The sequence below is a fragment of the Pedobacter sp. 22226 genome, assembly GCF_052045455.1.
Taxonomy (GTDB): Bacteria; Bacteroidota; Bacteroidia; order Sphingobacteriales; family Sphingobacteriaceae; genus Pedobacter; species Pedobacter jeongneungensis.
The window spans coordinates 545,529-561,063 of the sequence record NZ_JBQEPB010000002.1; the positions used below are offsets into that span (position 1 = coordinate 545,529).

At 42.3% G+C, this 15,535-nt stretch carries 9 protein-coding genes; 8 read left to right on the plus strand and 1 reads right to left on the minus strand.

Annotation, left to right across the window (positions count from 1 at the left end):
• The first annotated feature begins 57 nt into the window (after positions 1-57).
• From ACTJKC_RS05790 to ACTJKC_RS05825, 8 genes are all read left to right on the plus strand, one after another.
• A complete protein-coding gene (locus ACTJKC_RS05790; RefSeq protein WP_440790674.1) occupies positions 58-1,062 on the plus strand; it encodes an LLM class flavin-dependent oxidoreductase in 1,005 nt (334 codons plus the stop codon).
• A 779-nt stretch (positions 1,063-1,841) separates the two neighbouring features.
• Positions 1,842-2,405: an RNA polymerase sigma-70 factor gene (locus ACTJKC_RS05795; protein WP_440790675.1), complete on the plus strand. Its 564-nt coding sequence runs from the start codon at positions 1,842-1,844 to the stop codon at positions 2,403-2,405.
• A 63-nt stretch (positions 2,406-2,468) separates the two neighbouring features.
• The gene (locus ACTJKC_RS05800; protein WP_440790676.1) at positions 2,469-3,413 is read left to right on the plus strand and encodes a FecR family protein; all 945 of its coding nucleotides are present in this window, start codon (positions 2,469-2,471) and stop codon (positions 3,411-3,413) included.
• Between the two features lie 236 nt (positions 3,414-3,649).
• On the plus strand, positions 3,650-6,880 hold the full coding sequence (locus tag ACTJKC_RS05805; protein ID WP_440790677.1) for a SusC/RagA family TonB-linked outer membrane protein: 3,231 nt from the start codon (positions 3,650-3,652) through the stop codon (positions 6,878-6,880).
• An 11-nt stretch (positions 6,881-6,891) separates the two neighbouring features.
• Positions 6,892-8,415: a RagB/SusD family nutrient uptake outer membrane protein gene (locus ACTJKC_RS05810; protein ID WP_440790678.1), complete on the plus strand. Its 1,524-nt coding sequence runs from the start codon at positions 6,892-6,894 to the stop codon at positions 8,413-8,415.
• Positions 8,409-10,271, plus strand: coding sequence for an alkaline phosphatase (locus tag ACTJKC_RS05815; RefSeq protein WP_440790679.1), 1,863 nt, complete (start codon positions 8,409-8,411; stop codon positions 10,269-10,271). Before ACTJKC_RS05810 ends, ACTJKC_RS05815 begins: the two co-directional genes overlap by 7 nt.
• Positions 10,272-10,387: 116 nt before the next feature.
• Complete coding sequence (locus ACTJKC_RS05820) at positions 10,388-11,290, plus strand: metallophosphoesterase family protein (protein WP_440790680.1); 903 nt, start codon at positions 10,388-10,390, stop codon at positions 11,288-11,290.
• Between the two features lie 231 nt (positions 11,291-11,521).
• Complete coding sequence (locus ACTJKC_RS05825) at positions 11,522-12,817, plus strand: esterase-like activity of phytase family protein (protein ID WP_440790681.1); 1,296 nt, start codon at positions 11,522-11,524, stop codon at positions 12,815-12,817.
• A 117-nt stretch (positions 12,818-12,934) separates the two neighbouring features.
• On the opposite strand, the gene ACTJKC_RS05830 is transcribed toward ACTJKC_RS05825, so the two are convergent.
• Complete coding sequence (locus tag ACTJKC_RS05830; protein ID WP_440790682.1) at positions 12,935-15,349, minus strand: outer membrane beta-barrel family protein; 2,415 nt, start codon at positions 15,347-15,349, stop codon at positions 12,935-12,937.
• Positions 15,350-15,535: the final 186 nt, after the last annotated feature.

Below are 15,535 nucleotides of genomic sequence, written 5' to 3' on the forward strand. Positions count from 1 at the left end.
CTACACTTGGCACGAATAAAGATATTTTTGCAGCATAGATTTTTATCCCTTTAGTTTATGGCTGATCACTCATTAAAAAATATACCTTATTCTGTTCTTGATCTTGCAACGGTTTTAGACGGTTATACTGCCGCTGATACTTTTAAAGCAAGTCTCGATCTGGCTCAGCAATCAGAAAGTTTAGGCTATACCCGTTATTGGTTTGCCGAACACCATAATATGGCAGGTGTGGCCAGTTCGGCTACAGCGGTGTTAATTGGTTATATCGCTGGCGGCACAAAAACTATCCGTGTAGGTTCTGGCGGTATTATGCTGCCCAACCATGCGCCTTTAATTGTTGCAGAACAGTTTGGCACGTTGGCTTCGCTTTATCCAAACCGTATCGATCTGGGTTTGGGCAGGGCCCCGGGAACAGATCAGATTACCGCAATGGCCATCCGTGGTGAAAATTTTAATGCTGCCCATAACTTCCCGAAGGATATCGAAAAATTACAGCAGCTTTTTTCAGCTTCCAATAACCGGGCGAGTGTTAGGGCTATTCCTGGTGAGGGATTGGAGATTCCGATCTGGGTTTTAGGTTCGAGTACCGATAGTGCGCGTTTAGCCGCCGAGAAAGGATTGCCTTATGCTTTTGCAAGTCATTTTGCACCAACCTATTTCGAACATGCTATTTCTATTTACCGCAATAATTTTAAACCATCGGCATTTTTGCAGGAACCTTATGTAATGGCCTGTGTAAATGTGGTGGCAGCTGATACTGATGATGAAGCAGAACGTTTATCGAGTTCTGTAAAACGGATGTTTTTGGGTGTAATTACAGGTAAGAGAGAGTTATTAAAACCACCGGTAAATGATATTAATCAATATTGGGACCGTATGGAAAAAGAAGCAGTGGAGCAGATGTTGTACTATTCTTTTATCGGCAGTGGCGAAACCATTAAAGAAAATTTAACTGCTTTTGTTGATACTTATGGTGTAAATGAGATTATGAGTACTTCTCATATTTACGATCATCAGGCTAAACTGCATTCGAATAAGATTTTTGCAGGGTTGTTTGGGTAAAATAGTCCGTCATTGCTAGGTACGAAGCAATCCTACAACTGTGGGTGGGCAAAAGCATTAATTTTGCACTTAGCGATCGTTGTAAGATTGCTTTGTCGGCTGAAAAAGCCTTTATCTATCGGTCGGTGGCCCACCGACAGAAATTCTAATTGATTTTTTGCCCATCAGCATGGTCTTGCCTCGGCTCGCCGCCGCCGAAGGGCTCTTTCTTTTTGGCATCAAAAAGACCAGCGTAGCTAGCTTGAATGCAATTAAAAACATAAAAAGCACATGAAAAAACAAAAAATGCCGGCTGAAAATTTTTCTTTGGAAGCCACTAGGTTGGCAAGGTCGGTGGAGCCCGAAAAATTTGTTAGGCCGGAATAAAGCAGAACGGTGAGTTAGTGCTTTGGCCTAGCTGGGCGGAAATATATAATTGTTTAAAGTGTTTATTATTAATAGATGACTAAATAACGTCGATGGTAGCATAGTTTAAAAATCTGTCTCGATATAGATCTCTCTCCCGAATATTCGGGACGTTCCGGTAGAGATGACGCCTTTTATTGATAATTTGTTCCCCGTAGATTTCGCTAATGGGCGCAGAAAAGAGTTCCATATCCCATTATCCATCTTACTTTTTCCATTACCCTTATCCCCAAACCTCCGACCTCGGTCCCCTGACTTTCGGACTTATTCTATCACCCCTCATCCATTTTCCATCTTACATTATTCACTCTTTATGATTTATTAATACTAAAGGAATATTGAGCTGGTAGCTTTGCTGCGATAAACAGTATCCCTTGAGCGAAACTTTACTTTCATCTTTACAGTGCGGAAGCCATCGGGCCATGGAAGAAATCTACCGGGTTTACTGGGAGGGTGTTTTTGATGCTGCGCTTAAAAAAACAGGAGATGAAGCCCTTGCGCAGGATATTACCCAGGAGATTTTTATTTCGCTGTGGGAAAATCATAAAACGATTAACCTATCAGGAAGCCTTGGTGCTTACCTGCATGGTGCGGTAAAATATAAGGTTATTAACTATTTCAGATCAGGAAGTATCAAAGAACAACATCAGCCTGCACTTACAGCATTAATGGATGAGCAGCATGCCGCCGCTGCCGATGATAAACTCATTTTAAAAGAACTCCATCTTGAGGTGGATGCTGCTATTGCCTTACTGCCCGAAAAAATGCAGCAGGTTTTTTCGATGAGCAGAAAACAGGAAAAATCAATCAAAGAAATCGCTACAGAACTGGATATTTCTGTCCAGACCGTGAAAAACCAGATCTCTGCTGCACTAAAACTGCTCAAAAAAAGTCTTTCCTATATCCTGTTAATTGCCGCTTTAATCGGCTTAACATAAAGTTAATTTACTGATAACATTTTTGGTTAGTACCTCTTTGCCTTTCAACTGACATGTATTTAAATGACAGAAGAACAGGCAAAGGAACTGCTGCAGAAATATCTCGATCAGCAGGCAAATCCTGGGGAACAAAAAATGGTTGAAGTGTGGTATGCCACGCTAGATTTGAAAAATCGTGTATCAGCCGATCAAAAAGCTGCGATAGGAGAACAAATGTTTGTCCGGCTTAAGGCGGCGATGTACGAAAAACCGGAGAAGCGGAAGATCATTAAACTTCAGTCTTTTGGTAAGATAGCCGCTGCGGTACTGCTTGTGGTTACCCTTGGGCTAAGCGTATGGAAAATGAGCAGCCCGTTGAAATCTGCCGAAAATCAAGTTACTGTCATTACAGGATCAGCAGAGCGGAAACACATTACCCTGCCGGATGGTTCAGTGGTATTGCTCGGCCCGGCTGCAAAACTAAGTTATCCTAAAGTATTCGCTGCAAACAGCCGCCAGATTGCATTAAAAGACGGTGAAGCTTTTTTTGATATCGCCCACCAGGAAAACAGGCCATTTACAGTACATACCGCATCAGGCATCGACATTAAAGTTTTAGGAACCTCTTTCAAGGTCAAATCCTATCAGGCCAGTAAACAGTTCGAAGTTGCTGTAGTTACCGGTAAAGTTGCCGTAAGCAATAAGGAAAGAAACCTGGGGACACTTGTTAAAGACGAGACTTTAACCTATGATAAAAACGCCGATCATGCTGCTATCCGTAAAGTCAAAGCACTTGCTTTTGTTGGGTTTGCGTTTGACGGTACTACACTCGATCAGGTGATCAGCAAACTCCAGTATGCCTACAGCATTAAAATTGTGCTGGGCGACAGCACTTTGGCCAAACTTAAAACAACTGCTTCTTTCAGTAGCAGGCAATCAGCTGAAGAGATTCTGGATATTATCTGCAGTCTCCACCACCTGAAGTTCAACAGATCAAAAAATCATAAAACATTTAATATATACAGATGAGATAAGGATAGGGTATAGCAATTATCTACGGTACCGGTCAGATCGGTTGCCGCAATCTTTCTTTCTGGTCGCAGGGCCAGCATAATTAAAGCTTTACAAAAACAAATCAAACAAATTAAGCAATGAAAACTACCTCCGCTAAGAGGACACCAGCTCTTTATAAGATCATGAAATACTCATGTTTAACATTTACAATCCTCTGTATTTTTTGCAGTTCTATCCTCGCTTCGGCAGGCATGGCACAAAAATTAGAGAAAACCACGGTTAGCATTACGATAAACAAAGGCCGTAAGATGACCGAGATCATTAAAGAAATCGAATCGCGTACGGGGCTTAGCTTTGTGTACAACCCAGATCAGTTACAGCAGAAAAATATGTTTGTAAGCGGCGATTTCAGTACCGAACCGGTAAGGTCGCTTTTAGACAGACTTGGTTTGCAGGTTTTAGAAAAAGGCGAATACGTGATCCTGAACAACACGGTAATGAACAAACCAGACCGCATCATCACCGGGGTAGTACGCGATAATACAGGTTTGGTGCTTCCCGGCGTTTCGGTAAAAGTATTGGGAACACAAAGCGGTACCATTACCGATGGGAACGGAACTTTCCATATAGAAGTGGGTGCTGATGCGGTGCTTTCGTTCTCGATGATCGGTTACCAGACCAAAGAAGTAAAAGTTGGCGAGAACCAGGTGATCAATATTGCGCTGAAAGAAGAACGATCAACCCTGGCCGATGTGGTGGTGGTTGGTTATGGTACCCAAAAGAAAGAAACCTTAACCGGAGCCATCAGCATTGTGGGGATGGATAAACTTTCTTCGCGCTCATTAAATAGTGTAGGTGAGGTATTGGCCGGAAAAACGCCAGGTGTAATTGTAACCAATGAGGGTGGCGATCCAACGTCGATGCCTCGTATCAATGTTCGTGGCTCAGGCGGGATCAATGGAGAAAATGTGCTTTACGTAATCGACGGGTCTATCTTTTCGGGTACTCCGCAGCTCAATCCTAACGATATTGAGTCTATTTCGGTACTAAAAGATGGATCTGCGGCCATTTATGGTGCAAGGGCTTCCGGCGGTGTAATTTTAATTACCACCAAAAAAGGTAAAAGCGGTAAAATGCAGATCAGTTTTGATGCAAAGGTTGGACAACAAAGTGCCTGGAAAAAATTAGAGCCCTTAAATGCAGAACAACGTGCGCAGGTTGCGGCAACCGCAGCTAAAAACGGCGGTACCACCATATTACCGGCATTTGACGCTACAAAATATCCTGACGGGCAGATTACACGTACCAACTGGATGGATGAAGTGTTTAGGGATGGGTTATTACAGGATTACAATGCTGCTATAAACGGCGGTAGCGAAAAATCGAATTATTACCTAAGTTTTAATTACCGTAATGCAGAGGGCATTGTGTTAAATACCAAAACCAAACGTTACAATTTCAGGATCAATACGGAACATGAGGTAACCAATTGGTTAAAAATTGGCGAAAACCTATCGTACAGCAGTACCAACGGAAATGGTGCCAATACCAGCAGCGATTATACCGGTGCTTTACTTTCGGCCATTTATTACCCTGCAAATGCTACGCCTTACAATGCCGATGGTCGTTTTGCAGGTTTACCAGGTCCGTATGCCGGCGATTATGGCGATATTGTTAACCCTGTTGCCGATTTAATGCGCATCGATATTAACAACCCTGTAAATGTGCTGGTCGTTAATCCTTATGCCAATATCAAACTGGCCAAAGGTTTAACTTTCAGGTCTAACTTAAGCATCATCAAAACAGATGCTTCATTTAAAAGCTTTACACCCAAAAGGCCTGAGGTAGGAAAACCCGTATTAAGCAATAGTTTACAGGAAAGCAGCAACCATAATAGCGATTTGTTAACAGAACAAGTATTAAACTACAAAGGTACCTTTGGCAATCATCAGCTCGATCTTACCGGTGGTTACTCATTTCAGAAAACACAGTACAGAAGCTTGTTTGCTTCAGGATCAGGTTTTGATGACGAATCGCCACAATACCGGTATTTAATGAATGCTACTGTAATACAACCGTCTTCAAGCAGTTATAGTGCACAGGCACTTTCATCATTGTTTTTGAGGGCTAACTATAACTATCGCGAAAAATACCTGGTATCTTTAATCGGTCGCCGTGATGGATCATCATTACTCTCCAAAAACAACAGGACCAGAAATTATGGTTCGGCTTCGGTTGGATGGGTAATGAGCAAAGAAGATTTTCTTAAAGATGTAAGCTGGTTAAATGAATTGAAATTAAGGGGTAGCTATGGTTTCCTTGGCAATTTAGCATCGCTTACTTCTGATGCGGTTAATCCATTATTAACGCCAACGCAGAGTTATTTCGGGCAAACACCAACTTTGCAAAATGGATACGTACAAAACGTTTTAGCCAATCCTAACATTGCATGGGCAGAATCAAAGCAAACCAATGTTGGTGTTGATGTAGCGGTATTGGGACGGATAAACCTTTCTGCAGATTATTTTATCAAAGAAATCGATAAAATGATCTTAACCCGCACATTGCCCGGAACGGCAGGTTTAAATACCCAGATCATTAACGCAGGTAAGGTAAAAGATAAGGGTATTGAGTTAGGGTTAACCTACAATAGTGATAAAAATGCAGCTTTCACTTATTCGGTAAATGCTACTTTAACTAAAATAAACAACAATATAGAAGAACTTATTCCGGGCATAGAAAACCAGGTGGTATCTACCAATTTCAGGAATGAAGTTGCCCCGCTTACCAATCGGGTTGGGCAGCCATTGTATAGCTATTTTGTATTGAAAACAGATGGTATTTTTCAGAGTCAGGCAGAGGCCGATAATTATAAAAATGCAAAAGGGACCAAGATCCAGCCGAATGCAAAAGCGGGTGATTTTAAATTCGTAGATATTAACGGCGATGGATCAATTGATGGTAACGACCGTTATTTTGCGGGCAGCGCTTATCCTGATTTTTCTTACGGATTAAGTTTTAATGCCAGCTATAAAAATTTCGACTTCAATATTTTTGCGCAAGGGGTACAGGGAAATAAGTTATTCAATGCCGTAAAACGTACCACTTACAGTGCAGCCGGACCTTCTTACAATAAATTAGCAGGAATTTTAGATGCCTGGTCGCCGGAAAATCCGGGCGGAAAAGTGCCGATCATTTCGACCAGCGACGCCAACGGAAACTTTGCTGCTTCTGATTTTTATGTAGAAAACGGCTCTTACCTTCGTATCCGCAACGTAACGCTGGGTTACAGCCTGCCAAAATCTATTGCAAGTAAACTAAAAACCGGAGGAGTAAGGATTTATGCCACAGCAAACAACCTTTTTACCATTACTAAATATTCAGGCTTTGATCCCGAAATCGGAATGGACAATAACGGGGTAGATGTTGGCCGTTATCCGCAGGCACGCAGCTTTATCCTTGGTTTAAGTGTAAATCTATAATCACAACAACAATGAAAAAGAATTTAAAATATATCGCATTTGCAGCACTTGCTGTTTTTTCTTCATGCACAAAAGAGCTTGATATTGTACCCGAAGGTTCTCCATCGGCACAAAATTTCTGGAAAACAAAAGAAGATGCCCTGAAAGCTGAAGGTGGAATGTACGAAAACTACAATGCTGAAGATTTTTACGGTCGCGGCATGTTCTGGTTTATTAATGCCAGCGATGATATGGTTACCGGTCGTAACAAACCCGAGGCAGATAACATTAAAAACTTTAACCGTACATACGTGGGCGGCGGTTATACCGAAACACAGTGGAGCATGCGATATGCCATTATCAAACGCGCCAATGATATTATTATCAATGTGCCGGGCATCAATATGGACGAAACGTTAAAGAAACAGATTATCGGCGATGCTTATTTTAATGCTGGTTTGGTGTATTTCCAGTTGGCTGCAAATTATGGAAATGATAAAGCAGGTGTGCCAATTGTAACGCCGGAAACTGATGCTTCTCAGCCAATTGCACGTGCAAAAAATGTAAATGAAAATTACGATTATATCATTTCGCTATTGTTAAAGGCTGCTGATAACCTTCCGTTGTTTTCGGCGATGAAAGCTGCTGATTATGGTAAAGCACATAAAACCGCTGCCTGGGCTTATCTCTCAAAAGTGTACCTCTACAAAAAGGATTACGCCAATGCTGCAAAATATGCCGATATGGTTATTACTTCGGGTCAGCATGATTTAGTAAATACAGGTTTTGCTGATGTGTTTAAAGCAGCCAACAATTGGTCTAAAGAATATATCTGGTCGGTGGTTTGTACACCAAGTGGTGGTGGTACAGGCTGGGGCAGTAAATTGCCTGGTGTAATGTTAACCAACAAAGCATGGGGAATTTATAACGGATGGGGTTATTACCTGCCAACCAAAGAGCTTTACGATTCGTACGAAGCCGGCGATCAGCGCAGGGAAGCTACCATCTTAAAACCTGGCGATAAATTTATGTTTTTCGGGGCTGAGCGTAGTTTCACTAAAGATGCTGGGGCAACTTCAAACTATCAGTTTAAAAAATACATGGAGCCTTTCTCGTATGCCAACCCGATACCTACACACGTTAACCCGAATGGCGATAACGGAACAACCGATTTAAATGTACCTTTGATGCGTTATGCTGAAGTATTGCTGATCAAAGCTGAAGCCGCTATTAATTTAAGCGGTGCAGGCGCGGGCGATACCGAACTAAACAAAATCAGGGTGCGTGCAGGTTTAGGTACAAAGAGTGGAATGACGATTGACGACCTTAAACGCGAACGCCGTAACGAACTGGCAGGCGAGTGGGCCGACCGTCACCGCGATCTGGTAAGATGGGGCGATGCACAGGCTGCTTATGCCAAACCATTGCACGATTTTGATGGTAGCGTAATCTGGCCGGCAAGAACTTTTAACCCACAGGTACACGATGTTTGGGCAGTACCACAGAGAGAAATCGATAACAGTGCAGGTGTAATTAAACAAAACCCAGGATGGTAAAATCAAATAAACTGATCCTCTTTTTATGGTTTGGATTAGGTGTACATTCGGTTTCTGCCCAGCAGAAACTGAATGCCGGTAACGGGCACAGCCATAATGATTATAAGCAACAAATTCCTTTGCTGGAAGCTTATTATGCAGGTATGGGATCAATCGAGGCTGATGTATTTTACCGCAATGGAGAGTTGTTTGTTGCCCACGAAAGCAGCGAAATCGCACCCGGTAAAACGTTAAAGAAATTATACCTCGATCCCTTGGTGGCATTTTTTAAAGATCATGGCAACCATCCATATCCCGATCCGAAGCAAAAACTTCAGCTGGTAATTGATATAAAAGAAGATTATGAACACGTAATCCCGAAATTATTGGCCGATTTAAAAGGTAACGAAGCTGTTTTCGATCAGCAGATCAATCCTTCGGCCATTAAAATTGTAATGAGCGGGGCTGTTCCACCTGCGGGAAAGTTTAAGGATTATCCATCAGTTATCAGTTTCGATGGCCGTCCGGCAAATCAGTACACTGCCGAACAGTTACAGCACATCGGGATGATCAGCGATGATATTTCCCATTATTCGGTATGGAACGGAAAAGGTACGCCAACGCAAGCTGATTTAGAAAAGATGAAGGCGGTGATTGCCAAAGTACATGCCATGGGTAAGCCGTTCCGTTTTTGGGCAACTAAAGATAGTCCGAACAGCTGGAAAGAACTGGAACATATGGGGGTTGATTGGATCGGAACCGATCATCCGGCACTGTTAAAAGATTTTTACCAGAACAGGGCAAAACTAGAATATACCAGTCCGAAGGCGTATCAGCTTTATCAGCCAAGCTACAAAAGCGACGGATTAAAAACCAAAGCTAAAAATGTAATTCTTTTAATAGGAGATGGAATGGGGCTGGCTCAGATCCAGGCAGGTTTAAGTGCTAATTTTGGTCAATCCAACATCATCACCATTAAACATCTTGGCCTGTCGCGTACCGAAGCCTCCAATTCAGATTTTACTGATTCTGCTGCGGGTGCAACAGCTATGGCCACCGGACATAAAACCAATAACCGTTACATCAGCGTCGATTCTACAGGCAAAGCACTTCATTCGATTCCTGATCTTCTGGCTCCTTATGGTATTACCAGCGGGATTATTAGCAGTGGCGATATTACCGATGCTACGCCCGCGGCATTTTATGCCCATCAGCCTGAACGGTCGATGACAAAGGAAATTGCAGCTGATTTTCAGAACAGTCATGTTGATATTCTGGTTGGTTCGAAACGCCAGAGTTTTACCGAAAATCCTGATCAGAAACTGATGGATAAAATCTCGGGCAAAGGTTATATACTACAGAAAGACCTGAAAGGTTTTGTTGCTTCAAATGCAGCTAAACAACTGGTGCTTTTAGACGATTCTGTCACGCGGAAAATATTGGAAGGCCGCGGGGAAATGCTGAAAACTTCGTTTTTAAAAACAGTTGAATTGCTTTCGAAAAATAAAAAAGGATTTTTCATCATGGCAGAAGGAGCACAGATTGACCATGGCGGACATGCAAACGACCTGCCTTTCGCGGTAACCGAACAACATGATTTTGACCGCCTGGTGGGCGAAGCCTTAAAATTTGCTGATCAGGATGGCGAAACTCTGGTCATCGTAACTGCTGATCATGAAACCGGCGGATTATCTCTCCTGGATGCCTCCTACAGAAAAGGAAGCGTTCGCGGCAATTTCAGTACTGATGATCATACCAACATTATGGTACCCGTATTTGCCTACGGCCCCGGCTCGGAAGCCTTTATGGGGGTATATTCCAATAACCAGATTTTTTATAAAATTATCGAAGCTTATCGTTTAAAGAAAGCTCAGTAAATCAAATAATAAACCAAACAATCTCTGTAGCGGTGTCTGTATAATGCAGCGCCGCTTTTTTCTTAATGTTAACACAACATTGCAATACTAATTTTGAAATCAATAAAGAAAACCTGATGGAAAGAAGATCTGCACTCAAAAATATAGGTGGCCTGTTTTTGCTGCCAACATTATCAAAAGTTTCGTTGCCAACGGAGAAAAAGCCTGTTTTAAGGGTAGCGCACATTACTGATGTTCACCTGAAAAACCAGTTTAATGCGCCGGCGAGGTTTGCCAAATGCCTGCACCATTTACAGGCCCAATCGCCAAAAGTAGACCTGATTTTAAATGGCGGAGATATTGTTTTCGATATGAATAAAGAGAACATTGGTACTATAAACGATCAATGGAAACTGGTACAGGAAACCATAAAAAACGAATGCAGTATTCCGGTGCGTTATTGTTTGGGTAACCATGATATCTGGTGGAATGAGGATAGCAAAGGCGATGTTTTTTATGGTAAAAAATACGCCATGGATAAATTGCAGCTGCTTAAACCATATTACAGTTTGGTGCAAAACGGCTGGAAAATTATCGTACTGGATAGTACCCATCTTGATATCGACAATACCTGGTACATCGGCAAATTAGGAGATGAGCAACTAAACTGGCTAAAAAACGAGTTGCAAAGTACCGATAAAAAGATGCCTGTGATGGTAATGTCGCACATTCCGATCCTTACTGCCCTGTTGATGATAGAAGATAATATTGTAAACAAATGGACTATGCTGGGCGGCGATATGCATACCGATACCGCTAAAATCATCAGCCTTTTTTATCAGCATCCCAATGTAAAGTTATGCCTAAGCGGACACCTGCACATGCGCGATAAAGTAGTTTACAATGGTGTTACCTACCTCTGCAACGGTGCCGTATCAGGCGCATGGTGGGAGGGGAACAGAAGGGAAACCGCGCCGGGTTACGGCCTGATCGATTTGTATGAGGATGGGAGTTTTGAGGAGCAGTATGTTAATTATTGATGGATAGCCCCGCCAATCGTCATTTCGAGCGGAGTGCAACGTAGTCGAGAAATCTGTCTCGAGATAGATCTCTCCGCTTCACTGCGTTCCGGTCGAGATGACGACTTGTTCAGGATGACGATCGCATGTAACACTATGCTCTAAGCCCTATGCTCTCTGCTAAAACTATTCTTGTTATTCCCTTAACATTACCTTCATATCCAGATCCTTGCTTTGTTCAAAAAAGAATAAATGAAAAGAGATTTACTTACCTTAATAGCTGCCGCATCTATCGGTATGGTATCGTGCAAAAAGAACCACGACGAAACCCCAGCAGAATTTACTTACCCCGCCATGGCCGAAGTTTCCGATCCACAGGTGCTTTTTACCACTGCTGCAGGCGTAAAAGTATATAATGGTGGTTTTGGTTCGGCGGTAGCTGCCGATCCCAATTCGCCGGATGTTTTTTACATGTTAACCGACAGGGGGTCGAATGTTGCCGGACAGCTGGCCAATTCCATCATCATCGGGAAACCTGATTTCGATCCACAGATCGGTAAATTCAGGTTAAAAGATGGCAAACTGGTACTAGAGCAAACCATCGAACTAAAAAATGCCTCAGGTGGTAAATTAAACGGATTGCCTAATCCTGCGGGAATGGGTGCATCGGGAGAAATTGCATACGATTTAAACGGACAGGTTATTACGCCAAGTGCTGATGGCATCGACTCAGAAGGCTTGGTGAGGGCAGCCGACGGATCGTTCTGGATCAGCGATGAATACGGACCGCACCTGGTACACGTTGATGCAACAGGTAAAACCATCGAACGCATAAATCCATTTGGAACCGGAACCGGCGGACGTAAAATCCCGGCAGTATTTGCCAACAGAAGGGCTAACCGTGGTATGGAAGGCCTGGCCATTACCCCCGACGGAAAAACTTTGGTGGGCATGATGCAGTCGCCGATGTACAATCCTTCTAAAAGCGCAGTTGCCAATTCGGTTGTATTGAGGATTTTAACTTTCGATATCGCCACCGGCGCAACCAAACAATATGCCTATTTAATGGATAATGTAACCTTAACCGGTGTAAGTGATATCGTTGCCGTAAACAGTACTACTTTCTTAACCATTGAGCGTGATGGTTTATATGGAGGAGCAGCAACCAATCCGGCCACATTTAAAAAAGTTTTTAAGATCGACATTAGCGGCGCTACAGACATTTCTGATGCCAATAATGGTGCTACTGGTAAACTTTACGGTGGTAAAACTGTTGAAGAGTTGAACAATGCAACAGGTTTAAGCGGAGCAGGAATTACACCGGTAAGCAAAACTGTGGTGCTGGATCTTTTAAAAGACCTTCCTTCCATCTATCCGCACGATAAAGCAGAAGGATTAGCCTTATTGCCGGGTAATATTTTAGTGATTTCTAACGATGATGATTTCGGTGTGGTAGATAATGGCGCTAGTGGCTTTGCCCAGAAAATTTTGCCTTTCACCAATTCAGTTGATAGAAACCGACTATATTTTGTGAAGATTAAGCTTTGATTAATATAATCGTCATTGCGAGGTACGAAGCAATCTTAATGCGAACGCTGGTAGCGATCGTTGTAAGATTGCTTCGTCGGCTGAAAAAGCCTCCTCGCAATGACGACTTTTCGGGTTCTAATTCTTCCCAACCCTATTCTCTTCATCACTGGTTCCTGTTCTTCTGCTGCGGGCAGTTTTAATTTTCATATTTCCAAATTTATAGGTGAAACTCAGGTTTACCCTCCGGCTTTCCCATTCGTTTTTCCAATAGGTTTTAATGTTGTTATACTCCAGGTTTGCCCTAAATGCACTGGTATTAAACACATCGTTAACTTTTAAAGCCAGCGTTGCATTTTTGTTCCAGAATGTTTTTTTCGCACCAACATTAAGCTGGTAACTTCCTAAACTGCGGAACAAACCCGAAACGGAAGGAGAATCGTAATAAGCATAAGCCGATAAACTATAGTTTTTAGGCAAGGTGAAGGTATTATCAGTCATTACCGACCAGTTCCAAGAGAAAGCATTGTAACCATTACCCTGTACAGCCGATTGGGTGCGGTTAAATCCGGCTGAAACTTCCGTGCTGTTGTTCCACCATTTGGTGATATCAAAAGGACTTCCGGTTGCCATATAAAAGTTGGTGGTGCGGCTCAGGTTTTCCGGTCTGGTGATGGTTTCTTTGGTCAGATCGTTCTGGTAAGCCACTTCCCATATCGATCCGTTATTAACCGAATAACTCAACGTTAACACCCTGAAATTTTTGATGGAGTAATTAAATTCGAAGCTATTGGCATACGATGGTTGTAGAAACGGATTGCCCTGCAAAGCGGTGTACGGATCGGTATAAAAAGTAAAAGGATTTAAACTGCTGTACGATGGGCGGTTAATACTTTTGCGGTAAGCAGCAGTGATCAGGTTGTTCGAATCAAGCTTCAATGAGATAAATAACGTTGGAAAAAGCTTCCAGTATTTTCTGTCGATCACCGTATTTGTTCCTGATGAACTGCCATTGCCTAAAGTCTGCTCGGCACGCAATCCGGCCTTAATCTGTAAGTTTTTAAAACTTTGATCCAGAGAAAGGTAACCTGCATTAATATTTTCATTGTATAAAAACAGGTTGGTACGGCGTGGGTCGGTAATCCAGCCGGCAGTTTTCAGCGAATCGAAACGTACATCACTTTCCGATCTTACCCAGCTGCTTTTCCACCCGGTTTCCATTTTTAATTTTTTGTTCAGGTTCAGCGTATAATCAGCTTTGATGGAATAGATGGATACCTTGCCCATGCCGTTGTTTCGCAGATCGATCGGTGTACCAATCAGCTGATCATTTACATCAAGGTAATTATTGGTAAAAGTTTCGCTTCTGCTGTTATCATAACGTACATAATCTGCATCAATTCCCAGTTCTCCACCCAAAGTATCGGTTTTTAAACGGTAATTCAGGTTTAAGGCATGGTTTTTTTCGGTATTGCTTTGCGGATTGTACATGCTCGTTCCGCCCATTTTTGCCCCTGCCGCATTATAGTTTACCGAGTTGCTGTTCACCTTGGTTTCTTCTGGTGCAGTGTAACCCTTCACCATAATGCCTAAGGTATTTTTGTCGTTAATAAAATAATCGGCACCGGTAGAGTAATTTAAACTATTGGTAACCGGGTGCCAGAAATTAAGCTGGTTATACTGCTCTTCTCCGATAGTCCTGTTAAGCGTTAACCTGTTATAGGAGTTGTAATGTCCTGCATTCAAACGCAGATAAGTGCTCACTTTACCAATATTATAATTCAGGTTGGTGCCACCGAAAACTTTCTCGTAACGGCCATAACCACCGCCCAGGTTCATATTGCCATTAAAACCCTGCATTTTGTTCCTTTTCAGTTTAATATTGATAATGCCGGCCGTACCTGCTGCATCAAACGAAGAAGGTGGATTAGAAATCAGTTCGATTTTACTCAATACCGATCCCGGTAACGATTTTAGGTAAGTAGTTAATTCCATGCCCGTCATATAACTCAGTTTACCATCAATCATCACATTAATGCCTTTTTTGCCTTTAAGCACAATATTATCATCCTTATCGAGCTTTACTCCAGGCGACCTGCTGATCACTTCCAGTGCATTGTCTCCTGCCGTGTTCATTTGCTCTACATTGACCACCACCCGGTCGGCTTTTTGGTCGATAACCGGCATTTTGGAAATAATGTTTACCTCTTTAAGCTCTTGCGAACGATCTGTTAAGGTAATTGCCGGTACTTTAACCGCTGCCTCTTTCACTTCGAACGTGGCAGATTGATTTTTATCATAACCCATCATCAAAGCCTTAATTAAATAACGGCCGGGTTTTACGCCGCTAAATTCATATAAACCCTGCTGGTTGGTAGCTTGTAGTGCAACCGAAGCCGAATCGGGCAGGTGGATCAGCGCTACAGAAGCATAATCAAGTGCTTTATTGCTTTTATCGGTAACAGTGCCTGATATTTTAACATTTTGTGCAGAAACGGTTTTAATACCGAAAAGGAAGATGAAAAAAATGATGGTTTTAATTAAGCGGTTCATTTTATGTTTGTTTTAATTGATGATCCAAAGATGGAAAGCCTGCCCCAGCCTGTAAACTATATAATCCCAACCCCTTAAAATATTATCCCAATGCTTTTTTTAGCGATAAAAGGTGTTGATCCTTAAAATGCACACGTTCGGATAATTATTTACAGGTTTGGCATAAGAAAATAGGCCGTTAAAAAA

Coding starts and splice junctions, on each gene's coding strand:
- ACTJKC_RS05800 (WP_440790676.1), top strand. CDS start 2,469: ATGACAGAAGAACAGGCAAAGGAACTGCTGCAGAAATATCTCGATCAG.
- ACTJKC_RS05810 (WP_440790678.1), top strand. CDS start 6,892: ATGAAAAAGAATTTAAAATATATCGCATTTGCAGCACTTGCTGTTTTT.
- ACTJKC_RS05825 (WP_440790681.1), top strand. CDS start 11,522: ATGAAAAGAGATTTACTTACCTTAATAGCTGCCGCATCTATCGGTATG.
- ACTJKC_RS05790 (WP_440790674.1), top strand. CDS start 58: ATGGCTGATCACTCATTAAAAAATATACCTTATTCTGTTCTTGATCTT.
- ACTJKC_RS05820 (WP_440790680.1), top strand. CDS start 10,388: ATGGAAAGAAGATCTGCACTCAAAAATATAGGTGGCCTGTTTTTGCTG.
- ACTJKC_RS05805 (WP_440790677.1), top strand. CDS start 3,650: ATGGCACAAAAATTAGAGAAAACCACGGTTAGCATTACGATAAACAAA.
- ACTJKC_RS05815 (WP_440790679.1), top strand. CDS start 8,409: ATGGTAAAATCAAATAAACTGATCCTCTTTTTATGGTTTGGATTAGGT.
- ACTJKC_RS05830 (WP_440790682.1), bottom strand. CDS start 15,349: ATGAACCGCTTAATTAAAACCATCATTTTTTTCATCTTCCTTTTCGGT.